Genomic DNA, 23,925 nt, shown 5'->3' on the forward strand with positions numbered 1-23,925 from the left:
TCAGCCCTCGACCTTCAGGCCGCGCTTGGTGAGTTCGGCGACGGTGGCGTCGTGGCCGGCCTTGACGGCATCGGCGATGGACGGGCCGCCCTTCGCGATCTTGCCGAAGCGGTCCTTGATCGCGGTGTTGGTGGTGCCGGTGGTCGGGCCCCAGGACCAGTTGGGGTTGATGGAGGCGCCGGCGGCCTCGAAGAGGGTGTAGATGTCCTGGCCGCCGTAGAAGCTCGCGTCGAAGGCCTTCTTGGCGACGGGGCGGAGGCCGGCGGCGGCCGGGAAGGCGCTGGAGGTGCCGGAGGCGATGCGGGCCTTGATGCCGGCCTCGGTGGTGGACATCCACTCGGCGAAGGTGACGGCCGCGGCCTTCTGCCTGCTGTCCTTGGTCACGGCGAAGGAGGTGCCGCCGAGCATGCCGCTGGCGGGCTTGCCGTCCCAGGTGGGGACGGGGGCGACGGCCCACTTGCCGCCCATCTCGGGCACGTTGCCCTTGAGGACGCCCGCGCCCCAGGAGGCGCCGAGGTAGCCGACGGTGGTGCCGTTCTTGAGGGAGCCGACCCACTCGGGGCTGAAGGAGGCGTCCTTGTGGACGAGGTCGGCGTCGAGGAGGCCCTGCCAGTAGGCGGTGACCTCGGCGGTGGCCGGGTCGGTGGTGTCGATCTTCCAGGTGTCGTTCTCGGCCTTGAACCACTGGGCGCCGGCCTGCCAGGCCATGGCCTCGAAGGTGGTCGGGTCGTCGGGGAAGAAGGTGGCGATGCGGGCCTTGGCGTCGGCCTTCTTGACCTGCTCGGCGGCCTTCTTGAAGGCGTCCCAGGTGGTGGGGACCTGGACCTTGTACTTGGCGAAGAGGTCCTTGCGGTAGAAGAAGGCCTGCGGGGCGGCGTCGAAGGGGACGGCCCAGGACTTCCCGCCGAGGGTGGTGAGTTCGACGGACTGCGGGAGGAGCTTGGCGCGGTCGGCCTCGGTGAACTGGTCACCGATGTCCTGGAGGGCGCCGGAGCTCACGAACTCGGGGAGCGAGGAGTACTCGATGGAGACCAGGTCGGGGGCGTTGCCCGCCTTCACGGCGTTGGAGATCTTGGCGTAGCCGCCGGCGGTGCCGGAGGGGATCTCCTCGAACTTCACCTGGATGTCGGTGTGGGAGGCGTTGAAGGCGTCCACGACGTCCTTGGAGCCCTTGGCCCAGCCCCAGAAGGTGATGGTCACGGGGCCGTTCGGCTTGCTTGCGGTGTCGTCACCGCCGCCGCCGCAGGCCGTGAGGACGGCCAGGGCGGTGGCGGTGCCGGCTATGACGCGGGACGTTCTGCTCCAAGTACGGGTCACGGCACGGCTCCTGAGGGCGGGGCGGCTGGAGGTTGTGGCCGTGATCCTGTGACCGTTCATGACCGAAGTCAAGAGCGAAAGATTGATTGATCGAAAAAAGATCAGATCGAAGGGGTGGTGCGATCAGCCGGCGGGCGTCGTGCGCGCGCCGCAGGAGTCCCGGACCCGCAGCCACGGCAGCAGGCTCAGATGGCGCCGCGCCGCCTCCTCGTCGGGGGCCTCCGTGAGCCGCTCCACCAGGAGTTCCGTGGCGTGCCGCCCCACCTGCCGCTTCGGCGGGGCGACCGCCGTCAGCGGGGTGTCGGCGAGGGCGGCGACCTCGTCGTCGTACGCGATCACGGCCAGGTCCTGCGGCACCCGCACGCCCAGCTCGGCCAGGCGCTGCACGATCTCGATCGCGTCCACGTCGTTGTGGACCAGGACCGCGCTCGCCAGGCCCGAACCGACGGCCTCGTGCACCGCCCGCACCGCCCGCTCGAAGCCCTCCGGGTCCGCCTCCGCCGGTACGGAGTCGATGACCGGGCGCGGTTCCTTCAGGCCGAGCGTCCCCAGCGCCTCGGCGTAGCCCGCGCGCACCGCGAACGCGGTCGGGGAGTCCCGGCGGGCCACCAGGAGCGGCGTCGCGTGGCCGAGGGAGAGGAGGTGGCGCAGGGCGAGCAGCACGCCGTGGGCGTGGTCGGAGGCGACTCGGTCCAGGCCGTCGAGCGGGCTGCCGGGCTCGGCGCGGCGCTCCAGGAGCACGGCCGGCACGGGCAGCTCGGCCAGCCAGTCCCCGTACGCCAGCCGGTCCTCGGGCAGCCCGCGCCAGCCGGGCGCGACGAGGACGCCCTCGGCGCCCGCCGCGAGGAGGCCCTCGGTGCGGGCCCGGTCCTCCTCCGGCCGGTAGTCGGAGATCCGCAGCACGAGCCGCGCCCCGGCGCGGGCCGCCGCCTCGTGCGCCCCCCGGATGACCTCGGCGAAGTAGTACGTGGCGGAGGGCACGAGCAGGCCGAGGACCAGGCCCTCGCCGGAGCGCCCGCCGCCGGGGCCGCCCTGCCGCTCCGGCCAGGACACCTGGCCGTGCACCCGGTCGAGCAGGCCCCGGCCGGCCAGGACCTCGACGTCCCGGCGGGCGGTGACGGGGGAGACCCCGAGGCGCTCGGCCAGTTCGGAGACGCGGGCGGTGCCGCGCTCGCGCACCAGGGCCAGCAGTCGGTCGTGTCGTTCGGCAGCACTCTCGCGCACGGCGCAGTTCCCCCTCGCGGTGGTGGTGGTCCGTCGAGCCTAGCTCCAGGAATGATCGAATGACAGAAGTTTCGATCATTCGCTCCGATTCCCTTGACGATCGATCGGAGTCTGTTCAGGATTCCCGCGACGCAGACGTCACCGCACGGAGCCCCAGGGAGCATCATGCCCACGCCGCCCGAGAACCGTGAGCTCAGCCCGTACACCGGCTGGACCCGTGCCCACTGGGAGGCCACGGCCGACCGACTCCTCCTGGACGTCCGCCCCTTCGCCTCACCCGGACACGGCCTCATCGACCTCCCCGGCCCCCGCCCCAGCTGGTCCGGCCCCCGCTCCGACGGCCTGGAGGGCTGGGCCCGCACCTTCCTCCTCGCCGCCCTCCGCGTCGCCGGCGCCCACGGCGAGGACCCGGGCGCCCACCTCGACCGGTACGCCGAGGGCCTCGCGGCCGGGACGGAGAAACCGGGACGGGAGGACGAGGACTCCTGGCCGCTGATGGCCGACACCCCCCAGGCGATCGTCGAATCCGCCTCGATCGCCCTCGGCCTCCGCCTCACCCGCCCCTGGCTCTGGGACCGCCTCGACGACCGCACCCGACGACAGGTCGCCGACTGGCTCCTCCCCGCCCTCGCCCCCTCCCCGGTCGACAACAACTGGTGGCTCTTCGGCCTCACCGTCGCCGGCTTCCTCCAGGACGCCGGCATCGAGACCGACCGCGCCGCCGCCACGATCGACCGCTCCCTCGCCCGCATCGAGGACTGGTACCTCGGCGACGGCTGGTACAGCGACGGCGACAACCGCGCCTTCGACCACTACAACGCCTGGGCCCTGCACTTCTACCCCGTCCTCCACGCCCACCTCGCCGGCGACACCGGCCTCCTCGACCGGTACGGCCCCCGCCTCCGCGCCCACCTCGACGACCACGTCCACCTCTTCGACGCGAACGGCGCCCCCGTCCCGTACGGGCGGTCCCTGATCTACCGCTTCGCCGCGGCCGCCGCCCCCTGGCTCGGCACCCTCACCGGCCACACCCCGCTCACCCCCGGCGCCACCCGCCGCCTCGCCTCCGGCACCCTGCGGTACTTCCACCGGCACGGCGCCACCGACGAGCGCGGACTCCTCACCCTCGGCTGGCACGGCCCGTACCCGCCGCTCGTCCAGGAGTACTCGGGACCCGGCTCCCCCTACTGGGCGTCCAAGGGCTTCCTCGGCCTCCTCCTGCCCGCGAGCCACCCCGCCTGGACCGACCCCGAGGAACCCCTCCCCGCCGAACGCGCCGACACCGTCCGCGCCTTCGCCCCCGCCGGACTGCTCGTCCAGACCACCGCCGCCGACGGGCTCGTACGCCTCCACAACCACGGCAGCAACCACGTCCACAGCGCACCGGGAGACGAGGACGACCCCGGCTACGCCCGCCACGCCTACTCCACCCGTACGGGACCCAGTACGGGAACGGCAGCGGCCGACAACCACTTCGCGCTGCTCGTCGAGGGCCGGGCCACCACCCGCGGCCCCGCCACCCCGCTCACCACCGGCCCCGACCGGGCCGCCTCCCTCCACCACCCGCTGCCCGGCGTCCGGGTCCTCTCCGCGACCCTCGCCCACGGCCGCGCCGAACTCCGCGCCCACCTCGTCCTCGGCGCCCCGGAGGGGACCCCCGTACGGCAGACCGGCTGGGCCGTCACCCCCGAGGGCCCGCAGGCCCAGCTCCACCCGGTCCACGGCTACGCGCCGGACGTCAGGGAACTCCCCACCGGGGAAACCCTCCAGGGTCCCGGCAGCCGCACCCTCGCCCTGCACGGCACCACGAGCGGCCCGGCCTCGCTCTTCGTGGCCCTCGCCTCCCTCACCGCCGAACCCGACCCCGCCCCCGTGTCGGACCTCGCGAACGTCCGGGTCGACGGACGCCTCTTGACCGTGACCTGGCAGAACGGCACCACCGCACACCTCGACCTCGAAGAGCTCGAAGCCGTGGATCCGAAGGGCCTGTGAGGTCGAGCATCTGCCGATCCACGCCGTGCGTTAGCGGAGCTGGTTCGTGCAAGAGCGAGCCAAACTGCGTCGACTTCCGGCATTGCCGCCTCGGGCTGAACGAGTCGACTTAGCTTGGTCCTGTGAGTGGACGCGTAATGGTGAAACGACAGTTCGGGCATCGTGCCCGGCTGGCGCTGACGCCTGCGCAAGCCCGACTCGTTGATGATCAGGCCCATGCCGCTCGGGGAATGTGGAATCTGCTGCATGAGTGGTGGCAGATGCTCCCCAAGCACCAGCGTTCGCCGGTAGCTGCGGACGCGGCCATCCGCCAGGCTCGCAAAGAGATCGATTGGCTTGGCGTACTCCCGGCGCAGGCTGCGCAGACGGTGCTGAAGACGTACCTCGTGGCGTGGCGAAACTGCTGGGACGGCCGGACGCGAGAGCCGGCATTCAAGACGCGTTCTCGGTTGGTGCTGTCGGTGGACATTCCGCAAGGCCGGGACTTGCATGTCAGCCGAGTGCACCGCCGCTGGGGCATGGTCAACATCCCAAGGATCGGCCGCGTCAGATTCCGCTGGACCAAGGATCTCCCTGTGGGCAAGTGGGCGAACCAGGAGAACCGCATCACTGGGGCCAGGTTGGTGAAGGATGCACTCGGCTGGCACATCACCTTCCGTGTTACGACCCTTGAAGCCGCACCTGCGCTTCATCAGGGGAGCGAAGTCGGCATCGACGTGGGCGTAAGTGTCCCCATTGCCCTCTCGGACGGGTCCGTTTACACACACGGCTCATGGCTGACTGAGGAGGAGCAGAGCAGCCTGCTGCGATTGGAGCGACGGGCTGCCCACCGCAGGGCCTCCCGCAAGCAGGGGGAGAAGATCTCCGGCCGCTTGCACCGCACGTACGACCGGATCCAAGGGCTTCGCGCGAGAGCCAAGCGTAGGCACCTGGACTGGCAGCACAAGACCACAACCGAGATCGCCAGGAAGTACGGCATCGTTGTGGTGGAGGCGCTCACCATCCCGAACATGGTCAAGTCCGCCAAGGGCACGATGGACCGACCGGGTAAGAATGTCGCTCAGAAGTCGGGCCTCAACCGGTCGATCTACGCGGAGGCGTGGGGCCGCACGATCCGATTGCTGACGTACAAGACAGCCCTTGCGGGTGGCAGTCTCCACGAGGTGCCCGCACCCGGCACCTCCCAGCGCTGCTCGGCCTGCGGGCACATCACCCCTGGCAGCCGGGAGTCCCAGGCCGTGTTCGTGTGCAAGAACCCTGACTGCGGCTGGACAGGTAACGCCGACCACAACGCCGGCCGGAACGTCCTGCATCTCTACCGGATGGGCCTCGCGCTCGTCCCGGCTGCCGGGAGGGCAGTCGTCAGGCGCGCATGCCGCGTCAAGCCAGCCACCGTGAGGTAGGTGGGAATCTCCCCCGCTTGCGGAGGAGAACACTCCAAAACAACACCTTCGTCAACCGCCCCCGCACCCCGACCTCCGGCCCGTACGAGCTCTACTCCGGCCCGTACTTCCGGCCCGCCTTCGACGACACCCCGCCGAGCAGGCCGCGCGGCGCCAGCTTCACCACACCCATGAGGGCCTTGTAGCGGGGGTCCGGGATCGACAGGGTCTTCCCCCGCTCCAGGTCGTGCAGCGCGGCCGACACCAGCTTGTCCGCGTCGAGCCACATCCAGCCCGGGATGTTGTCCGTGCCCATCCCGGCCCGCTCGTGGAACTCGGTCCGTACGAAGCCGGGGCAGAGCGCCATCAGGCGCACCCCGCTGCCCGCGAGGTCCCGCGCCGCGCCCTGGGTGAACTGCACGACCCAGGCCTTCGAGGCGCCGTAGGTGCCGCGGGGCACGAAGGCCGCCACCGAGGCGACGTTCACCACGGCGCCCCGGCGGCGGTCCTTCATCGAGGCGGCGGCCGCCGAGGTCAGCCGCAGCACCGCCTCGCAGTGCACCGTCAGCATCTTCAGCTCGTCGGCCATGGAGACTTCGAGGAAGCGGCCCTTGTTGCCGAAGCCGGCGTTGTTCACCAGCATGTCCACCGGCTGCTTCGGGTCCGAGAGCCGGGCCTCGACGGCGGCGATGCCGTCCTCCTCGGAGAGGTCCGCCGCGAGCACCTCGGCCTCGACGCCGTGCCGGTCGTGCAGCTCGGTCGCCTGCTCCCGGAGCCGCTTCACGTCCCTGGCCACGAGCACGACGTCGTGGCCGTCCGCCGCCAGTCTCCGTGCGAAGGCGGCCCCGATGCCCGCGGTGGCGCCCGTAATCAGTGCAGTCGTCATACGGGCAACCTAGTGCCTGGTACCCGGCCTATTCCTTGGCGTACTTCTCCTCGTACTGGCGGGCGAGCGCGAGGAGTCCGGACTCCATCCACTCGGCGGCCACCAACGTGGAGGGCAGCAGGGTGCGTTCGGTGGTCGCGGCGCGGTGCAGATACGCCACGGTGATGTCGTGGTCCGGCCGGTGCAGCACCGTGATCGGGTCGCCGGCCCGCACCTCGCCCGGCACGATGACCCGCAGCAGCGCGCCGGGACCGGCCTCGGACTGCGTGAACCGCTTCACCCAGCCCTTCTCCTCGACGAAGCCCGCGAAGGTACGGCAGGGGATGCGGCCGCCGGTCACCTCGAGGACGACCTCCTCGCCGATCCGCCACCGCTCGCCGATCAGGGCGCCGTTCACGTCGAGGCCCCGGGTGGTGAGGTTCTCGCCGAAGGAGCCGTTGGCCAGTTCGCGGCCGAGCTCCCGCTCCCACAGGTCCATGTCCTCCCGGGCGAAGGCGTACGCGGCCCGGTCGTTCCCGCCGTGGAAGCGCAGGTCGCAGACCGTGTCCCCGGCGACCCCGCTGGTCCCGACGCCGGGCGCGCCGGGCGCCTCGATCCGTACGGGCCCCTCCACGGGACGCTTGTCGATGGCCGTCATCCCCGAGGCGGCGTCCGTGTACTCCACGGGCCTGGCGCGGCCCACATTCACGCTCAGCAAGGTCATGCGGGCACTGTACGGGCGAGGATCTCAAAGGCGCTCGCGAAAATAGTCGGCTTCACCCAAGAGTCGCTTATGCTGGACGCATGATCGAGGCCCGCCACCTCCGCGTCCTGCGCGCCGTCGCCGCCACCGGCTCCTTCTCGGCCGCCGCGCGCGAACTCGGCTGCACCCAGCCCGCCGTCAGCCAGCAGATGAAGGCGCTCGAAGCCTCCGCCGGCACGCCGCTGCTGATCCGTACGGGACGCGAGATGCGCCTCACCCAGGCCGGCGAGGTCCTGGTGCGCCACGCCTCCGGCATCCTCGCCGGGCTCACCGCCGCCGAGGAGGAGGTCGCCGCGATCGCCGGGCTCCGGGCGGGCCGCGTACGCCTGGTCTCCTTCCCGAGCGGCAGCTCCACGCTCGTGCCCACCGCGCTCGCCGCGCTGCGGGCCGCGCACCCCGGCACCCGGGTCTCCCTCGTCGAGGCCGAACCGCCGCGCTCGATCGAGATGCTCCGCGAGGGCGACTGCGACATCGCCCTGGCGTTCCGGTACGGGGCGGGGCAGGCCGAGTGGGACGACCTGGTGGTCCGCCCGCTCCTCGCCGACCGGCTCGTCGGCCTGGTGCCCGAGGGGCACCGGCTCGCCGGGGCCGGATCGGTGGGCATCGCGGAACTCGCGGACGAGTCCTGGATCGCGGGCTGCCCGCGCTGCCGCCGCCAGCTCGTGGACGTCTGCGAGGAGGCGGGCTTCACGCCCCGCATCGACTTCGCCACCGACGACTACCCGGCCGTGGTGGGCCTGGTCGGCGCCGGTCTGGGCGTCGCCGTCCTGCCGGAGCTGGCCATCGAGTCCGTACGTCCCAAGGGGGCGCGGACCGTGGCCGTGGAGCCGGCCGTGGAGCGGGAGATCGTGGCCCTGACGCTGCCGGACCTCGCGCAGGTCCCGGCCGTCGCGGCCACGCTCGACGAGCTGATCCGCGCCGCCACGCGCGCGTAGCCGATCCGCGCCGCCACGCGTGGCCGCCACGCGTGCGTAGCCGACCCGCGCGTAACCGATCCGCGCCGCCACGCGCGCGTAGTCGCTTCACGACGCGCGCGGGCGCACGGGTCCGTTCGGGTGATGCTCGCTCAGGCGGCGCCCGCTGCGCCGAAGAAACGTTCCTTCACATACGTTCCGGATGGATCACATACGTTCCCCGATGGATGTCATGGACGTCACGGACGCGGCGGACGTGGCCGGCGCGGAGGCCGGTGCCGTCGTGATCAGGCGATTGCGCGCGCGTCCCATGAGCTCTTCGCGTTCGTCCTCGGTGAGGCCGCCCCATACGCCGTAGGGCTCTCGCACGGCGAGTGCGTGTGCCGCGCACTCCGCGCGCACCGGGCACCGCATGCAGACCTCTTTCGCCGAGTTCTCACGCGCGCTCCGTGCCGCGCCGCGCTCTCCCTCGGGGTGGAAGAACAGGGAGCTGTCCACTCCGCGGCAGGCCGCGAGGAGTTGCCAGTCCCACAGGTCGGCGTTGGGTCCGGGAAGGCGGGAGAAATCTGCCATTGCGCTTGTCCCCTTGAAACCGTGTCGAACGGATAGGTGGGCGGGTGGATGGCTGATGGCCGGGGCTCCTCGGGTCCCGACAGGTCCAGGCGATACACCTACTGTCGAAGTAGATGTAAATATGACTCATTGCGAATCTAGCCACAGACACTGCGAAAAGGGAAGAAAACCCTCTAAATGGGGCATAGCTTTCGATGTTGGGACGAACGACCTGCGACACTCTCCTCCGCGCACGACTCCTCACGTAGAGTGCCGAAGACGCCGTCCGACCCGTAACTCTTTCGAGTGACCGTCGTTGAGAGTGCGGAGGCGGTTGAAGGAACAAGCGATCGGGCAAACGTCCGAGAGCGTCAACCGCACAGGTGACGATACGTACAGCCCTGGAGGCTCAAGGTGACGCGCAACAGCTGCGAGAGCCACGGAGGTCAGGCATGACATCCGTCCTCGTCTGCGACGACTCCCCGCTTGCCCGAGAGGCGCTCCGCCGCGCGGTCGCGACCGTGCCCGGCGTCGAGCGCGTGACCACCGCGGCCAACGGCGAGGAAGTCCTCCGCCGCTGGGGCGCGGACCGCTCGGACCTGATTCTGATGGACGTGCGCATGCCCGGACTGGGCGGCGTGGAGACCGTCCGCCGGCTGCTCTCCGCGGATCCCGGCGCCCGCATCATCATGCTCACGGTCGCCGAGGACCTCGACGGCGTCGCCCTCGCGGTCGCCGCGGGCGCCCGTGGCTACCTGCACAAGGACGCCTCGCGCGCCGAACTGCGGGCCACGGTCACCCAGGCGCTCGCCGACCCGACCTGGCGGCTCGCCCCCCGCCGCCTCCGCTCGGCCGAGATGGGCGCCGCGCCCACCCTCACCGCGCGCGAGATCCAGGTCCTCGAAGGCATGAGCCACGGCCGGTCCAACGCGGAGATCGGGCGCGAGCTCTTCCTCTCCGAGGACACGGTCAAGACCCACGCCCGGCGCCTCTTCAAGAAGCTGGGCGCCTCCGACCGGGCGCATGCCGTCGCGCTCGGATTCCGCTGGGGCCTGGTCCGCTGAATCGCAGGTCACCTGCCGTCTCCCCGTCCTCACCCGCGTCCGTCGTGGGGTGGACGGGGTGGGCTTGTGTCACTTCCCCGCGGAATGCCGCATCCTTGAGATGTGGAGTTCCTCGGGGACGAGTCGATCGAGCGGGAGGGGAGGGCGCGGGAGATGAGTGCCGGCGCACCTGCTCATAACGCTTCGGTGCACAACTACGGACGCGGTGCCGCGAACCGAGAGGCGTCGGGGCACCATGGAGCGATGCGCGACGACGAGACCGTGGGTTCCCCCATGCCTGCCGGGCAGGGGGAGATCGGCGCGCTCGTGCATCGCGCGGTCGACGGCGACGCGCAGGCCACGCACGACCTGCTCGCGCGCGTCCACCCGCTCGCCCTGCGGTACTGCCGCACCCGCCTCAACCGGCTGCCCGGCGACGCCCGGCACTTCGTCGAGGACCTGGCCCAGGAGGTCTGCGTCGCCGTCCTGATGGCGCTGCCGCGCTACAAGGACACCGGCAGGCCCTTCGAGGCCTTCGTCTTCGCCATCGCCGGACACAAGGTCGCCGACCTCCAGCGGGCCGCCATGCGGCACCCGGGGTCCACGGCCGTCCCCTCCGACGAGATGCCCGAGCGGCCCGACGACTCCCTCGGCCCCGAGGAGCGCGCCCTGCTCAGCGACGACGCCGAGTGGGCCAAGAAGCTGCTCGCCAACCTCCCGGAGAACCAGCGCGAACTCCTCGTGCTGCGGGTCGCGGTCGGACTGACCGCCGAGGAGACCGGCCAGATGCTCGGCATGTCCCCGGGCGCCGTCCGGGTGGCACAGCACCGCGCCCTCAGCCGACTGCGTGCCCTGGCCGAGCAGTAAGCCTTGCCGGCTGCCGTCATCCCTTTCGTACACGTGCGAACGTCCAAAGCTTCCCGCTGATCTTGATCGTGGAATGAGACACGACTCAGGCCCGTTAGCATGGACATCCCGCACCGATCAAGACCATTTGGGAAGGTGTCATGACTGCCAACGTCGACGGAGTGCCCGAGAAATTCGCGACACTCGGGCTGACCTACGACGACGTGCTGCTGCTGCCGGGCGCGTCCGACATGGCGCCCGACCAGATCGACACCGCCTCGTACATCTCGAAGAACGTGCGGGTGAACATCCCGCTGCTCTCCGCCGCGATGGACAAGGTCACCGAGTCCCGCATGGCGATCGCCATGGCGCGACAGGGTGGTGTCGGTGTGCTGCACCGCAACCTCTCCATCGCCGACCAGGCCAACCAGGTCGACCTCGTGAAGCGCTCCGAGTCCGGCATGGTCTCGGACCCGATCACGGTCCACCCGGACGCGACGCTCGCCGAGGCCGACGCGATCTGCGCCAAGTTCCGCATCAGCGGCGTCCCGGTCACCGACCCGGCCGGCAAGCTGCTCGGCATCGTCACCAACCGCGACATGGCCTTCGAGTCGGACCGCAGCCGCCAGGTGCGCGAGGTCATGACCCCGATGCCGCTCGTCACCGGCAAGGTCGGCATCTCCGGCGTGGACGCCATGGAGCTGCTGCGCCGCCACAAGATCGAGAAGCTGCCGCTGGTCGACGACTCAGGCGTCCTCAAGGGCCTCATCACGGTCAAGGACTTCGTCAAGGCCGAGAAGTACCCGAACGCCGCCAAGGACAAGGAAGGCCGGCTGCTCGTCGGCGCCGCCGTCGGTGTCGCCGGTGACGCGTTCGAGCGCGCCCAGGCCCTGATCGAGGTCGGCGTCGACTTCATCGTCGTCGACACCGCGCACGGCCACTCCCGCCTGGTCGGCGACATGGTCGCCAAGATCAAGTCGAACTCCTCGGTCGACGTCATCGGCGGAAACGTCGCCACCCGCGACGGCGCCCAGGCGCTCATCGACGCCGGTGTCGACGGCATCAAGGTCGGTGTCGGCCCGGGCTCCATCTGCACCACCCGCGTGGTCGCCGGCATCGGCGTCCCGCAGGTCACCGCGATCTACGAGGCCTCCCTCGCCGCCAAGGCGGCCGGCGTCCCGGTCATCGGCGACGGCGGTCTGCAGTACTCCGGCGACATCGCGAAGGCCCTCGTCGCCGGCGCCGACACGGTGATGCTCGGCTCGCTGCTCGCGGGCTGCGAGGAGTCCCCGGGCGAGCTGCTCTTCATCAACGGCAAGCAGTTCAAGTCGTACCGCGGCATGGGCTCGCTGGGCGCCATGCAGTCCCGCGGCGAGCAGCGCTCCTTCTCCAAGGACCGCTACTTCCAGGAGGGCGTCGCCTCCGACGAGAAGCTCGTCCCCGAGGGCATCGAGGGCCAGGTGCCCTACCGCGGCCCGCTCGCGGCCGTCGTCCACCAGCTGGTGGGCGGCCTGCGCCAGTCGATGTTCTACGTCGGCGGGCGCACGGTGCCGGAGCTCCAGGCGAACGGCCGCTTCGTCCGGATCACCTCGGCGGGCCTCAAGGAGAGCCACCCGCACGACATCCAGATGACGGTCGAGGCGCCGAACTACAGCAGGAAGTAACAGCGCGCGACGGAAGGGGCGGTTCCGGCATGTGGCCGGAGCCGCCCCTTCGGCCTGTGTCGGGGATACTGGTAGGCGCAGACATAGAGGGAAAGGCCACACATCGTGACTGAGATCGAGATCGGGCGCGGCAAGCGCGGCCGCAGGGCGTACGCGTTCGACGACATCGCCGTCGTCCCGAGCCGGCGCACCCGGGACCCGAAGGAGGTCTCGATCGCCTGGCAGATCGACGCCTACCGCTTCGAGCTGCCGTTCCTGGCCGCCCCGATGGACTCGGTCGTCTCGCCGCAGACCGCCATCCGCATCGGCGAGCTGGGCGGCCTCGGCGTCCTGAACCTGGAAGGTCTCTGGACCCGGTACGAGGACCCGCAGCCGCTCCTCGACGAGATCGCCGGGCTGGACGAGGCGACCGCGACCCGCCGTCTGCAGGAGATCTACGCCGCCCCGATCAAGGAAGAGCTGATCGGGCAGCGCATCAAGGAGGTGCGCGACTCCGGTGTCGTCACCGCCGCCGCGCTCTCCCCGCAGCGCACCGCCCAGTTCTCGAAGGCCGTCGTCGACGCCGGCGTGGACATCTTCGTCATCCGCGGCACGACGGTCTCCGCCGAGCACGTCTCGGGCGCGGCCGAGCCGCTGAACCTGAAGCAGTTCATCTACGAGCTGGACGTCCCGGTCATCGTCGGCGGCTGCGCCACGTACACCGCGGCCCTGCACCTGATGCGCACCGGCGCGGCCGGTGTCCTCGTCGGCTTCGGCGGCGGCGCCGCGCACACCACCCGCAACGTCCTCGGCATCCAGGTCCCGATGGCGACCGCGGTCGCCGACGTGGCCGCGGCCCGCCGCGACTACATGGACGAGTCCGGCGGCCGGTACGTGCACGTCATCGCCGACGGCGGCGTGGGCTGGTCCGGCGACCTCCCCAAGGCCATCGCCTGCGGCGCCGACGCCGTCATGATGGGCTCCCCGCTGGCCCGCGCCACGGACGCGCCCGGCAAGGGCCACCACTGGGGCATGGAGGCCGTCCACGAGGACGTGCCGCGCGGCAAGCTGGTCGACCTGGGCATCGTCGGCACCACCGAGGAGATCCTCGCGGGCCCGTCGCACATCCCGGACGGCTCGATGAACTTCTTCGGCGCCCTGCGCCGCGCGATGGCCACCACGGGCTACAGCGAGCTCAAGGAGTTCCAGCGCGTCGAGGTGACCGTGGCGGACGCGCAGCACAAGCGCTGATCTTCCGTACGTACGCAGAGGGGCCCCGCACCACCCGGTGCGGGGCCCCTCTGCGTACGGCTACGCGGCGGCCTTCTTGGTGCCGGAGAACGCGGCGAAGGCGGCGAGGCCGAAGAACAGGAAGGTGAGCGGGTCGAGGTCTTCCTTCCACGCGGACGCGAGCACGTCGAAGTGCTGGAAGAAGAGCTCGGTGGCGGAGACGTGCAGCTCCTTGCCGCCGATGATCGCGAGGGCGATCAGCTGGCCGAGGTACACCGCGCCGAGCGAGAACACGGCACCGACCACGGGGAGGGCGGGGTTGCGGCCGCCGACCTTGCCGGCCGCGAAGCCGGTGAGGAAGCCGACACCCACGGCGGCCCAGCCGATCTCCCGCTCGATGCCACCGGCGATGCCGCCGTAGGCACCCGCGGCGACGAGCGCCGCGACCAGGGCGGCCACCAGGCCGAGCACCACGTTGTCACGGGCGGGGGCCGGCGGCGGGGCCATCGGGTACTGCTGGGGCGCGGCGCCGTCGGCGAACGGGTTGCCGGGCGGCGGAACGGACTGAGACATGTGGTGATCCCCCCAGGGAACAGAGAAGTGCGGTCGGCGTGAACGGCGTCAGCCGAGGAGCGCCGCGGTCAGCGGCGCGAGGATCATCCCGAACCCGAGCAGGGCCAGTACCCCGCCGGCCACGCGGAAGCCGGTGGCGGTGAGGAGCCGGTCGTGCGGACCCAGGTGGCCGGCGGCCTGGGCGCGCAGGTCGAGGTTGCGCAGGTGCCACCGTTCCAGCCGCACGGCGGATTCCCTCACGTTGAGCGCGACCCAGAGGCCGCAGACCCCTGAGGTCAGGAAGAGCGTGAGGAGCAGGAGGATGACGGTGAACATGCAGGGGCCCCCGGGACGATGCGCGCGTGTGGAACGGCGCGCGCGGTGGTCCCGGAGGTTAGCACCGGTACATGACAACGACCCAGGGAATTCCGGCCGGGGCCGTCCTCAGAGGCGGTGGGCCGCCCCCGCCGGAGTCGCGCCCCGCGTGTCGAGGAGGAGCTGGGCCTTCACCGAGAGGCCCTGGAGGTCGTACGTGCGGTGGTGCTGGAGGAGGACCGTCAGGTCGGCGTGGGCGGCGGCCTCGTAGAGGGAGTCGGCGCGGGGGACGGGGAGCTCGCGGACGCGCCAGTCGGGGACGTGGGGGTCGTGGTAGCTGACGGCCGCGCCCAGGTCCATGAGGCGGCGGGCGATCTCGTCGGCGGGGGAGCCCTGCCGGTCGGGGAGGTCGGGCTTGTACGTGATGCCGAGCAGCAGGATCCGGGCGCCGCGGGCCGACTTGCCGTGCTCGTTGAGGAGGGTGGCGGCGCGCTGGACGACGTACTGCGGCATCCGCTCGTTGACCTGGCCGGCGAGTTCGACGAGGCGGAGCGGGCGGTGGGCGCCGACGGTGTCTACGGGGACGCCGTGGCCGCCGACGCCGGGTCCGGGGCGGAAGGCCTGGAAGCCGAAGGGCTTGGTCTCGGCGCAGCGGATGACGTCCCACAGGTCGACGCCGAGTTCGTGGCAGAGGACCGCCATCTCGTTGACGAGGGCGATGTTGACGTGCCGGAAGTTGGTCTCCAGGAGCTTGACCGTCTCCGCCTCGCGGGGGCCACGCGCGCGTACCACCTTGTCGGTGAGCCGGCCGTAGAAGGCGGCCGCGGACTCGGTGCAGGCCGGGGTGAGGCCGCCGATGACCTTGGGGGTTCCGGCGTAGCCGTGGGTGCGGCTGCCGGGGTCGAGGCGGCCGGGGGAGTACGCGAGGTGGAAGTCGCGTCCGGCGCGCAGGCCGGAGCCCGTCTCCAGGACCTCGCGGAGGAGGCCCTCGGTGGTGCCCGGGGGGACCGGGGACTCCAGGAGGACGGTGGTGTGGGGGCGCAGCCGGGCGGCGAGCGCGCGGGCGGCCCCGGTGACGGCGGTGAGGTCGAGGGTCCGGTCGGGGCCGAGGGGGGTCGGGGCGCAGAGGACGGCGGTGCGGACCCGGCCGAGCTCGGCGGGGTTGGTGGTCGGCCGGAAGCCCCCCGAGAGCATCCGGCGGATCTCGGGGGCGGTGAGGGAGCCGTCGACCGGGGGGCGGCCGGCGGCGAGTTCGACGACGGGGCGGGGGTCGGTGTCGTAGCCGATGGTGTCGATGCCTGCGGCGGTGGCGGCCTGGGCCAGGGGGAGTCCGTGGTGGCCGAGGCCGATGACGGCGAGGTCAGCGGGCATGGGGGGTGGGCCGTCCTTCCCAGTAGCCGGAGGGAACGCGACGCGCAAGCCCGGTGGACAGAACGGGTCGAGCGCAATGTCAGACTAGGCGTAAATATGACCGATCTGCGGCATTGTGCGACCGAAGATCGCCGAGTGTTATCCACAGGTCGGCGGCGAGGCGGTGGCTGAAGTCGCGGGAGCGGGCCAGAATCGAGCTGTGAGCCGGACCACACGGGCCCGGTTCGCGGCTCGTGTGCGGCCGGACCGGGTGCGTGCGCGGGTGCGGGACCGACGGGGGACGACGGGAGGCAGCAGCGTGAGGACAGCGACACTGGGACCCGCCGAGCGCGCCGAGGCGCTCGCGGCCATGGCCGAGCGAGAGCTGGACGTGCTGGTCGTCGGCGCCGGAGTGGTCGGCGCGGGAACCGCCCTCGACGCCGTCACGAGAGGGCTCTCCACCGGCATCGTCGAGGCCCGCGACTGGGCCTCGGGCACCTCCAGCAGGTCCAGCAAGCTCATCCACGGCGGCCTGCGCTACCTGGAGATGCTGGACTTCGCCCTCGTACGGGAGGCGCTCAAGGAGCGCGGACTCCTCCTGGAGCGGCTCGCCCCCCACCTGGTGAAGCCGGTCCCCTTCCTCTACCCCCTCCAGCACAAGGGCTGGGAGCGGTTCTACGCCGGCTCGGGCGTCGCCCTGTACGACGCGATGTCGCTCTCCTCGGGACACGGCCGGGGGCTCCCCGCCCACCGGCACCTCTCCCGCAAGGGCGCCCTGCGCGTCGCGCCCTGCCTGAGGAAGGACGCCCTGGTCGGCGCCCTGCAGTACTACGACGCCCAGATGGACGACGCCCGCTTCGTCACCACCCTCGTGCGCACCGCCGCCTCCTACGGCGCGAGGGCCGCCAGCCGGGCCCGCGTCACCGGCTTCCTCCGCGAGGGCGAGCGGGTCGTCGGCGCGCGCGTCCAGGACGTCGAGGCCGGGGAGGCGTACGAGATCAGGGCCAAGCAGATCGTCAACGCCACCGGCGTGTGGACGGACGACACCCAGGCCCTCATCGGGGAGCGCGGCCAGTTCCACGTCCGCGCCTCCAAGGGCATCCACCTCGTCGTGCCCAAGGACCGCATCCACTCGACCACCGGACTGATCCTGCGCACCGAGAAGTCCGTCCTGTTCGTCATCCCCTGGGGACGCCACTGGATCGTCGGCACCACCGACACCGACTGGGACCTCGACAAGGCCCACCCCGCCGCCTCCAGCGCCGACATCGACTACCTCCTGGAGCACGTGAACACCGTGCTCGCCACCCCGCTCACCCGGGACGACGTCCAGGGCGTCTACGCCGGGCTGCGGCCCCTCCTCGCCGGCGAGTCGGACGCCACCAGCAAGCTCTCCCGGGAGCACACCGTCGCCCACCCGGTCCCCGGCCTCGTGGTCGTCGCCGGCGGCAAGTACACGACGTACCGCGTGATGGCGCAGGACGCCGTCGACGCGGCGGTGCACGGACTCGACCAGCGGGTCGCCCCCTGCGTCACCGAGGACACCCCGCTCCTCGGCGCCGAGGGCTACCGCGCCCTGTGGAACGCGCGGGCCAGGATCGCCGCCAGAACCGGCCTGCACGTCGTCAGGGTCGAGCATCTCCTCAACCGCTACGGCTCCCTGACGGAGGAGATCCTCGACCTGATCGCGGCCGACCCGAGCCTCGGCGAACCGCTCGCGGCGGCCGACGACTACCTGCGCGCCGAGATCCTGTACGCCGCCTCGCACGAGGGCGCGCGCCACCTCGACGACGTCCTCACCCGGCGGACCAGGATCTCCATCGAGACCTTCGACCGGGGCACGCTCAGCGCCCGCGAGTGCGCGGAGCTGATGGCGCCGGTCCTCGGCTGGGACGACCGGCAGATCGAGAAGGAGGTCGAGCACTACGAGAAGCGGGTGGAGGCGGAGCGCGAGTCGCAGCGGCAGCCCGACGACCTGACGGCGGACGCCGCGCGGCTCGGGGCGCCGGACATCGTGCCCATCTGACGGGACGTCCGGGGGCGGTGCGGGGGGAGGCCCGAGGTGACGTCCGGGGGGAGGTGCGGGGAGTCCGCGTCCGGTGGGAACCTCGGGGGCGTGCGGAGGCGTCGTATCCCGGAGTACGGACCCGGGGGCGTCGCCCGGCCCGAGGTGAGAGACAATGGCCTCTCTTCCAGGGCGGGTTACCGCATCGCGCGGGAAGCGGCAGACGCGGCGAAGATCAGGGATCGCAGAGGGGACGCATGTCGGAGGCGGAGCAGTCGCGGGACAAGGCGAGGGACCCCCGGCGGGACGCCGCCGCGGGGGCCGCGACCGACGGCGACCGGGGAGCGGTTCCGGCCGCGCGTGAGCCGGTGCGGGACACGAAGGACGCGCAGGTCAGCCGGGGTGCGCAGGCCTCGGAGGACGCGCGTGGGCCGGAGCGGGGCGTCGAGGACGCGAAGCCCGCGAAGGCCTCCGGGGACGTGAAGGGCACCCAGGATGTGAAGGGCCCTCAGGACGCGTCGGCGGAAGGGGCGACGGGTCAGGGCGCGGCCGGGACCAAGGCCGGAGCCGGGACCGCGGGCGCGGCCGGGACCGCCGGTGACGACGCCGTCGCGAACGGGCGGCTGCGCGGCACCGAGCCGTCGACCGGACGGGCCGGGTTCGGCGCCGGGGACGGCGACGGCGAGAGCGACCGCCGGACGGCCGCCGGAACCGCGCGCGGCGGCGACCGGCTCCGCAAGGAACCGGTCGGCGAGGGACGACTCCTCTCGGGCCGCTACCGGCTCGGCGCGGTCCTCGGACGCGGCGGCATGGGCACCGTGTGGCGTGCCGTCGACGAGACCCTCGGCCGTACCGTCGCCGTCAAGGAACTCCGCTTCCCCAACAGCATCGACGAGGACGAGAAGCGGCGCCTCATCACCCGGACCCTGCGCGAGGCGAAGGCCATCGCCCGGATCCGCAACAACGGCGCCGTCACCGTCTACGACGTCGTCGACGAGGACGACCGCCCGTGGATCGTCATGGAGCTCATCGAGGGCAAGTCCCTCGCGGACGCCGTCCGCGAGGACGGCACGCTCACGCCCCGGCGCGCCGCCGAGGTCGGCCTCGCCATCCTCGACGTGCTGCGTTCGGCGCACCGCGAGGGCATCCTGCACCGCGACGTGAAGCCGTCCAACGTGCTGATCGCCGAGGACGGCCGGGTCGTCCTCACCGACTTCGGCATCGCCCAGGTGGAGGGCGACCCCTCGATCACCTCCACCGGCATGCTCGTCGGCGCCCCCTCGTACATCTCCCCGGAGCGCGCCCGAGGCCACAAGCCCGGTCCGGCCGCCGACATGTGGTCGCTCGGCGGCCTCATCTACGCGGCGGTCGAGGGAAGCCCGCCGTACGACAAGGGCTCCGCCATCGCCACCCTCACGGCCGTGATGACCGAGCCGGTCGACCCGCCGAAGAACGCGGGCCCCGAGCTGGAGAAGGTCATCTACGGCCTCCTCGCCAAGGACCCGGCGCAGCGCCTCGACGACGCCGGCGCCCGGGTGCTGCTGCGGGCCGTGCTCGACGCGCCCGAGCCGGCGCCGCCGGTCTCGTCCGAGGCCACCACCGTCATACCGCTGCCGCCCCGCCCCGAGCGGACCCCGGCGGCTCCCACGGCCCCGGCGGCCGACAAGGGACCCGACGCGGCCGCCGAGCGGATGCGGGGCGCGCTGAAGTCCGTACGGAACGCGGCGGCCTCCGTGAAGGCCGAGCCGAAGCCCGCGCCGAAGCTCGCGACCGAGCCCCTGCGGGGCGGCGGCAAGCCGACCCCGGCCCGCGCGCCGCTGACCGACGTCGTGCCGCGCCGCACCCTGGTGATCATCGCCGCGGTCGCCGTCCTCGCCGTCCTCGGTACGATCCTCGCCGTCTCCCTCGGCGGCGGGGGCGACGAGGGCACCCAGGGCAAGGGCGACGGGGGCACCACGGCCTCGGCCGGCGCCTCGACCGGAGGAGCCGGCGGTTCCACCGGCTCCGGCGGGGCCCAGGGCCAGTCCTCGGGCGGCCCCGGCCAGCAGGGCGGCACCCAGCCCGGCGACAACGGCGCCACGGGATCGACGGGCAGCACCGACACCAACGGCACGACGGGCTCCACGGACGGGCAGAACGGCACCACGCCCACCGGGAAGCCCGTCGGCGACGCCGGCACGAAGCTGCCCGCCGGCTACGCCCTCGTCACCAACGACCGGCTCCACTTCTCGATGGCGATGCCGGCGTCCTTCACGTTCCACTCGATCCCGGGATACTCCCTCGGCGGGATATTCAACGAGAGCGGCGGCTTCCCGCGCGTCCAGGTCGACTACAACGGCAGCCCGAAGGACGACGCGGCCGGCGCCTGGGAGCTGGCCAGGTACGGCGTGGCCGCCACCAGCCAGGACTACAAGCACATCGGCATCAAGTCGGTCTCGTACAAGGGCTACCCGACCGTCGCCGACTGGGAGTTCGAGCGCACCCAGAAGGGCGTCCGCGTCCACGTCCTCAACCGCGGCTTCAAGGTGGACGCCGACCACGGCTACTCCATCATGATCAGCTGCGCGGCCGGCGAGTGGAACGGCGCGGAGTGCAGGACGCTGCGGGAGACGGCGTTCGCCACGTTCAGCCCCAAGGACTGACCCGTGCCACGTATCGTGAGGTTCGCGGACCGAAAGCAGCCGAACAGAGCCGACAACTGCGCGGTGCCGGACCGGAACTGACGGACTCGCGTGATCCCGCCCGATCCCGAGGGATCCGCGGGGCCACGGGGGAACAGCGTGCGCGCGTGGGGAGGCGTCGTGGACGACTACGCGGGAAGGGTGCTCGCCGACCGCTACCGCCTGCCGCTGCCACCGACGGACGCCGACGCGTACGAACCGGTGGAGACGCGCGCGTTCGACACCTACAGCGGGCAGGAGGTCCTGGTCCGCCAGGTGCCGCTGCCGGAGTTCGTCGACGCCGAGGTGCTCGACGGGCGGGGCGGTCCCGCCGGCCCCTACGGCGGCGCGGGCCCGGCCACCCGCCGGCCGGCCGAACCCGTCGTGCGCCGCGCGATCGAGGCGGCCCAGGCCGCCGCACAGATCCCCGACCATCCCCTGCTCGACCAGGTCTTCGACGTCTTCGCGGAGGCCGGATCGCTGTGGATAGTGAGCGAACGCGTGGCGGCCAGACCGCTGGCCGCGCTCCTCGCCGAGCGGCCCCTCAACCCGTACCGCGCGGCCGAGATAGGCGCCGACGTCCTCACCGCCCTGCGCGCGCTCCACGCCCACGGCTGGGTGCACCGGAACATCACCGCCCGGACCGTGCTCGTCTGCGACGACGGACGCGTGGTCCTCACCGGCCTCGCGGCGGGCGCCGCCGAGGAGGCCCTCTGCGGCTACGCAACGGTCCCGGACCGGACCGACGAGTTCGCGCCTCCGACGACGGAGGGGGACGCGCCCGAGACGTACGCACCGTACGCACCACCTGAGCGGCACGAGGCGGAGGGGTCTCGGGCCGGGGAGTACGAGCCTGGCGTGTATGAGGCCGAAGTGTCTCGGGGCGAGGTGTACGAGCCCGAGGCGTACGAGCCCGAGGAGTACCGGCCGAACGTGTACGAGGTCGGGTCGTACGAGCCCGAGACGTACGAGCCCGAGTCATACGGGACCGGGGCCCAGGCCGGGGCTCACGAAGCCGGTGCGTACGCGCCCGAGCCGTACGCGCCCGAGTGGCCCGCGCCCGTCGAGGAGTACGGCTCCGAGGAGTACGGCTCGGTGGAGTACGGCTCCGAGGAGTACGGTTCCGAGGCCCTTGACGTGGAGGTCTACGAGGAGGGCGGCGAGGAGCCGGGCGCCCGCGACACCCCGGGGCCCGTCCCCGGCCCCAGTCCCGCCCCCGACGCCTACGGTGCCGACCCCTACGGGCGGGCCGCGCCGACCGTCGCCGAGACGCAGCCCGTGGCCGCGCCGCCCACCGCCGACGTGCGGGCCGCCCGCGCCGGGGCCATCGCCGCGTACCGGGCCGGTGCGCGAGCCGCCGCCCGGCTCGGCGAGACGGGCGCGCTCCCCGTTCAGCGCCCCGCGCCGCCGGAGTCGCCCGGCCCGCCGCCGCCGACGGCGCAGGCGTCCGGCGCGCCCGAACCGCAGTGGTGGGCACGGGTCGCGGACGACGACGAGGACGACGAGGACGACGGCGACGAGCCGTACGGCGCAGGACCGCCGCCGCGCGTGATGCTGGCCGGCAGCTGGAGCGACGGCCCGCACGCCGCGCGGGACGGCTCCGGGCCGATCCCGGCCGGCGGCGGCCCCGTACTGCCCGCGCTGCCCGCCGGGTACACGGCGGCGACCCCGGATCCCGCGCGCCTTCCCGTCCCCGCCGGCCCCCGGGAGGAGGCGCCCGTCGCGATCCCGGCCCAGGCGCACCGCGGCCCGACCACGCGCCTCGCCGCCGAACGGGCCCGCCAGACCCGGATCGCGGTCGTCGGCGCCGTCACCGAGCGCTGGGCGCCCGAGCAGGCCGGTCCCGTGCACGAGAACTGGCGCCTCGCCCCGCCCATCGGCCCCGCGACCGACCTGTGGGCGCTCGGCGCGCTGCTCTACCGGGCCGTCCAGGGCCACGCCCCGTACCCCGAGGACAACGCGGCCGAGCTCGTCCAGCTGGTCTGCGCCGAGCCGCCCGCCTTCGCCGAGGAGTGCGGGCCCCTGCGTCCGGTCGTGGAGTCGCTGCTGCGTCAGGACCCGACCGAGCGACCCGACTTCGAGGAGCTGCGCGGCTGGCTGCGCTCCCTCGTCCGCTCGGCGCCGGAGCCGGAGGCCGGGCTCGGCGTCGTACCGCTGCCGTCCTTCGACGAGGCGCGACTGCCGATCGTGCGCCGGCGCGGCGAGCTGGTGCGCCGGTGGCGCGGGGGAGCGGGGGCGGGCCGCCACCGCAACAAGCGCGCCAAGGACTCGCGGGGTCCGCAGTACGCCCCGGAACACGGCCGCGACCACGACCACGCGCGCGTACAGCCGGATTACCGCGAGGAGTTCCGGGAGGAGTTCCACGAGGAGTCCAGGGACGGCTTCCAGGACGGCTTCCACGAGGAGTTCGACGGGGAGATCCCCCAGCGGGCCCCGCGCGCACCCCGCGCACCCCGCGCGCCCCGCACCCCCCGGTCCTCCAGCCGCACGTCGTCCTCCCAGAGCCAGGGTTCCCCGCGTTCCCTGGGCCGTACGCTCCTGATCCTCGTCTTCCTGCTGCTCGTGGGAGCCGTCGCGTACGTCGCCCTGTTCATGCCCGGTGACGGCGAGCAGCCCCGTACACCGGCCGCCACCCCCACGACCACCCCCACGACCGCCCCCGCCACCGCGACGACGAAGCCGCCCGCCGAGCCGACGAGGAGACCGACCACCGGGCCCGCCACCACCCCGCCCCCGGCGGACCCTTCGGCTCCCGCGCTCGCCGCCGGGTACGAGCTGCGCCAGGACCCGGAGGGGTTCCGGATCGGGGTCCCGAAGGGGTGGCGGCGCAGCCCGATCAACGACGCCGGCCAAGTGCGCTACACCGACGGCGGCTTCACGCTGATCGTCGTCCCCGGCCGGGACGGCGTCCGGGACAACGGCTCGGATCCGCTGGAGTACCAGAACTCCAAGGAGCGCGAGTTGGAGCCGTACCGGTCGTCCAGCTGGGCGCAGGTGGAGAGGGCGCGCCGGGTGGACATCGGCCGGACGCCGACGGCCGAGGGCACCTACACCTGGCTGGACAGCACGGGCCGCGAGGTGTTCGTGCGCAATCTCGCGCTGATCGACGGCGGCCGGTACCACGTCGTCCAGGTGATCGGTCCGGAGGGCGAGCGTGACAGGGTCACCGAGATCTACGAGCAGGCCACGAAGGCGTTCCGCCCGGGACGATGAGCCAACGGTGAGCCGACGGTGAGCCGACAGTGAGCCGGAGGTCCCACCGGCCCCCGGTC

The 23,925-nt window shown here is 72.5% G+C and carries 18 protein-coding genes; 10 read left to right on the forward strand and 8 right to left on the reverse strand.

The window, feature by feature from the left end; all coding sequences use genetic code 11:
• Entirely contained in the window at nucleotides 1–1,317 is a 1,317-nt protein-coding gene (locus tag SVTN_RS23145) for an ABC transporter substrate-binding protein (protein WP_041130815.1), read from the reverse strand.
• Nucleotides 1,318–1,440: 123 nt separating this feature from the next.
• On the reverse strand, nucleotides 1,441–2,541 hold the full coding sequence (locus SVTN_RS23150; RefSeq protein WP_041130816.1) for a substrate-binding domain-containing protein: 1,101 nt from the start codon (nucleotides 2,539–2,541) through the stop codon (nucleotides 1,441–1,443).
• A 165-nt stretch (nucleotides 2,542–2,706) separates the two neighbouring features.
• Between SVTN_RS23150 and SVTN_RS23155 the strand changes: the two genes are divergently transcribed.
• Complete coding sequence (locus SVTN_RS23155) at nucleotides 2,707–4,533, forward strand: DUF2264 domain-containing protein (protein ID WP_041130817.1); 1,827 nt, start codon at nucleotides 2,707–2,709, stop codon at nucleotides 4,531–4,533.
• A gap of 122 nt (nucleotides 4,534–4,655) precedes the next feature.
• Nucleotides 4,656–5,936, forward strand: coding sequence for an RNA-guided endonuclease InsQ/TnpB family protein (locus tag SVTN_RS23160; RefSeq protein WP_167352209.1), 1,281 nt, complete (start codon nucleotides 4,656–4,658; stop codon nucleotides 5,934–5,936).
• A gap of 91 nt (nucleotides 5,937–6,027) precedes the next feature.
• Here SVTN_RS23160 and SVTN_RS23165 read toward each other — a convergent pair whose 3' ends face one another.
• Nucleotides 6,028–6,801 carry an SDR family NAD(P)-dependent oxidoreductase gene (locus SVTN_RS23165; RefSeq protein ID WP_041130819.1) on the reverse strand — a complete coding sequence of 258 codons (774 nt, stop codon included), beginning with the start codon at nucleotides 6,799–6,801 and terminating at the stop codon, nucleotides 6,028–6,030.
• A gap of 28 nt (nucleotides 6,802–6,829) precedes the next feature.
• Complete coding sequence (locus SVTN_RS23170; protein ID WP_041130820.1) at nucleotides 6,830–7,504, reverse strand: MOSC domain-containing protein; 675 nt, start codon at nucleotides 7,502–7,504, stop codon at nucleotides 6,830–6,832.
• 80 nt (nucleotides 7,505–7,584) lie between these two features.
• Between SVTN_RS23170 and SVTN_RS23175 the strand changes: the two genes are divergently transcribed.
• A complete protein-coding gene (locus SVTN_RS23175) occupies nucleotides 7,585–8,478 on the forward strand; it encodes a LysR family transcriptional regulator (RefSeq protein WP_041130821.1) in 894 nt (297 codons plus the stop codon).
• 186 nt (nucleotides 8,479–8,664) lie between these two features.
• Here SVTN_RS23175 and SVTN_RS23180 read toward each other — a convergent pair whose 3' ends face one another.
• The gene (locus SVTN_RS23180) at nucleotides 8,665–9,030 is read right to left on the reverse strand and encodes a WhiB family transcriptional regulator (RefSeq protein WP_041130822.1); all 366 of its coding nucleotides are present in this window, start codon (nucleotides 9,028–9,030) and stop codon (nucleotides 8,665–8,667) included.
• A 431-nt stretch (nucleotides 9,031–9,461) separates the two neighbouring features.
• Here SVTN_RS23180 and SVTN_RS23185 point away from each other — a divergent pair, with 431 nt between their 5' ends.
• From SVTN_RS23185 to SVTN_RS23200, 4 genes are all read left to right on the forward strand, one after another.
• On the forward strand, nucleotides 9,462–10,073 hold the full coding sequence (locus SVTN_RS23185) for a response regulator transcription factor (RefSeq protein ID WP_003948568.1): 612 nt from the start codon (nucleotides 9,462–9,464) through the stop codon (nucleotides 10,071–10,073).
• Nucleotides 10,074–10,316: 243 nt separating this feature from the next.
• Complete coding sequence (locus tag SVTN_RS23190) at nucleotides 10,317–10,919, forward strand: sigma-70 family RNA polymerase sigma factor (RefSeq protein ID WP_030211429.1); 603 nt, start codon at nucleotides 10,317–10,319, stop codon at nucleotides 10,917–10,919.
• A 140-nt stretch (nucleotides 10,920–11,059) separates the two neighbouring features.
• Entirely contained in the window at nucleotides 11,060–12,562 is a 1,503-nt protein-coding gene (guaB, locus tag SVTN_RS23195; RefSeq protein WP_041130823.1) for an IMP dehydrogenase, read from the forward strand.
• 105 nt (nucleotides 12,563–12,667) lie between these two features.
• Entirely contained in the window at nucleotides 12,668–13,792 is a 1,125-nt protein-coding gene (locus tag SVTN_RS23200) for a GuaB3 family IMP dehydrogenase-related protein (protein WP_041130824.1), read from the forward strand.
• 60 nt (nucleotides 13,793–13,852) lie between these two features.
• Here the strand turns inward: SVTN_RS23200 and SVTN_RS23205 are convergent, their stop codons facing one another.
• The 3 genes from SVTN_RS23205 to SVTN_RS23215 all read right to left on the reverse strand — a co-directional run bounded on the left by SVTN_RS23205 (nucleotide 13,853) and on the right by SVTN_RS23215 (nucleotide 16,009).
• Nucleotides 13,853–14,344 (reverse strand): hypothetical protein, encoded by a 492-nt coding sequence (locus SVTN_RS23205; protein WP_041130825.1) that lies wholly within the window; start codon nucleotides 14,342–14,344, stop codon nucleotides 13,853–13,855.
• Nucleotides 14,345–14,392: 48 nt separating this feature from the next.
• Nucleotides 14,393–14,659, reverse strand: coding sequence for a hypothetical protein (locus tag SVTN_RS23210; RefSeq protein ID WP_041130826.1), 267 nt, complete (start codon nucleotides 14,657–14,659; stop codon nucleotides 14,393–14,395).
• A gap of 108 nt (nucleotides 14,660–14,767) precedes the next feature.
• Entirely contained in the window at nucleotides 14,768–16,009 is a 1,242-nt protein-coding gene (locus tag SVTN_RS23215; protein WP_041130827.1) for a nucleotide sugar dehydrogenase, read from the reverse strand.
• 298 nt (nucleotides 16,010–16,307) lie between these two features.
• Between SVTN_RS23215 and SVTN_RS23220 the strand changes: the two genes are divergently transcribed.
• From SVTN_RS23220 to SVTN_RS23230, 3 genes are all read left to right on the forward strand, one after another.
• Nucleotides 16,308–18,014 (forward strand): glycerol-3-phosphate dehydrogenase/oxidase, encoded by a 1,707-nt coding sequence (locus SVTN_RS23220; protein ID WP_041130828.1) that lies wholly within the window; start codon nucleotides 16,308–16,310, stop codon nucleotides 18,012–18,014.
• A gap of 236 nt (nucleotides 18,015–18,250) precedes the next feature.
• Nucleotides 18,251–20,635 carry a serine/threonine-protein kinase gene (locus SVTN_RS23225; protein ID WP_041130829.1) on the forward strand — a complete coding sequence of 795 codons (2,385 nt, stop codon included), beginning with the start codon at nucleotides 18,251–18,253 and terminating at the stop codon, nucleotides 20,633–20,635.
• 159 nt (nucleotides 20,636–20,794) lie between these two features.
• The gene (locus tag SVTN_RS23230) at nucleotides 20,795–23,866 is read left to right on the forward strand and encodes a protein kinase (protein WP_041130830.1); all 3,072 of its coding nucleotides are present in this window, start codon (nucleotides 20,795–20,797) and stop codon (nucleotides 23,864–23,866) included.
• Nucleotides 23,867–23,925: the final 59 nt, after the last annotated feature.

This window comes from Streptomyces vietnamensis (assembly GCF_000830005.1).
In the GTDB taxonomy this organism is placed as follows: domain Bacteria; phylum Actinomycetota; class Actinomycetes; order Streptomycetales; family Streptomycetaceae; genus Streptomyces; species Streptomyces vietnamensis.

Coding starts and splice junctions, on each gene's coding strand:
- SVTN_RS23180 (WP_041130822.1), bottom strand. CDS start 9,030: ATGGCAGATTTCTCCCGCCTTCCCGGACCCAACGCCGACCTGTGGGAC.
- SVTN_RS23215 (WP_041130827.1), bottom strand. CDS start 16,009: ATGCCCGCTGACCTCGCCGTCATCGGCCTCGGCCACCACGGACTCCCC.
- SVTN_RS23225 (WP_041130829.1), top strand. CDS start 18,251: ATGTCGGAGGCGGAGCAGTCGCGGGACAAGGCGAGGGACCCCCGGCGG.
- SVTN_RS23165 (WP_041130819.1), bottom strand. CDS start 6,801: ATGACGACTGCACTGATTACGGGCGCCACCGCGGGCATCGGGGCCGCC.
- SVTN_RS23185 (WP_003948568.1), top strand. CDS start 9,462: ATGACATCCGTCCTCGTCTGCGACGACTCCCCGCTTGCCCGAGAGGCG.
- SVTN_RS23205 (WP_041130825.1), bottom strand. CDS start 14,344: ATGTCTCAGTCCGTTCCGCCGCCCGGCAACCCGTTCGCCGACGGCGCC.
- SVTN_RS23170 (WP_041130820.1), bottom strand. CDS start 7,504: ATGACCTTGCTGAGCGTGAATGTGGGCCGCGCCAGGCCCGTGGAGTAC.
- SVTN_RS23155 (WP_041130817.1), top strand. CDS start 2,707: ATGCCCACGCCGCCCGAGAACCGTGAGCTCAGCCCGTACACCGGCTGG.
- guaB (WP_041130823.1), top strand. CDS start 11,060: ATGACTGCCAACGTCGACGGAGTGCCCGAGAAATTCGCGACACTCGGG.
- SVTN_RS23210 (WP_041130826.1), bottom strand. CDS start 14,659: ATGTTCACCGTCATCCTCCTGCTCCTCACGCTCTTCCTGACCTCAGGG.
- SVTN_RS23175 (WP_041130821.1), top strand. CDS start 7,585: ATGATCGAGGCCCGCCACCTCCGCGTCCTGCGCGCCGTCGCCGCCACC.
- SVTN_RS23190 (WP_030211429.1), top strand. CDS start 10,317: ATGCGCGACGACGAGACCGTGGGTTCCCCCATGCCTGCCGGGCAGGGG.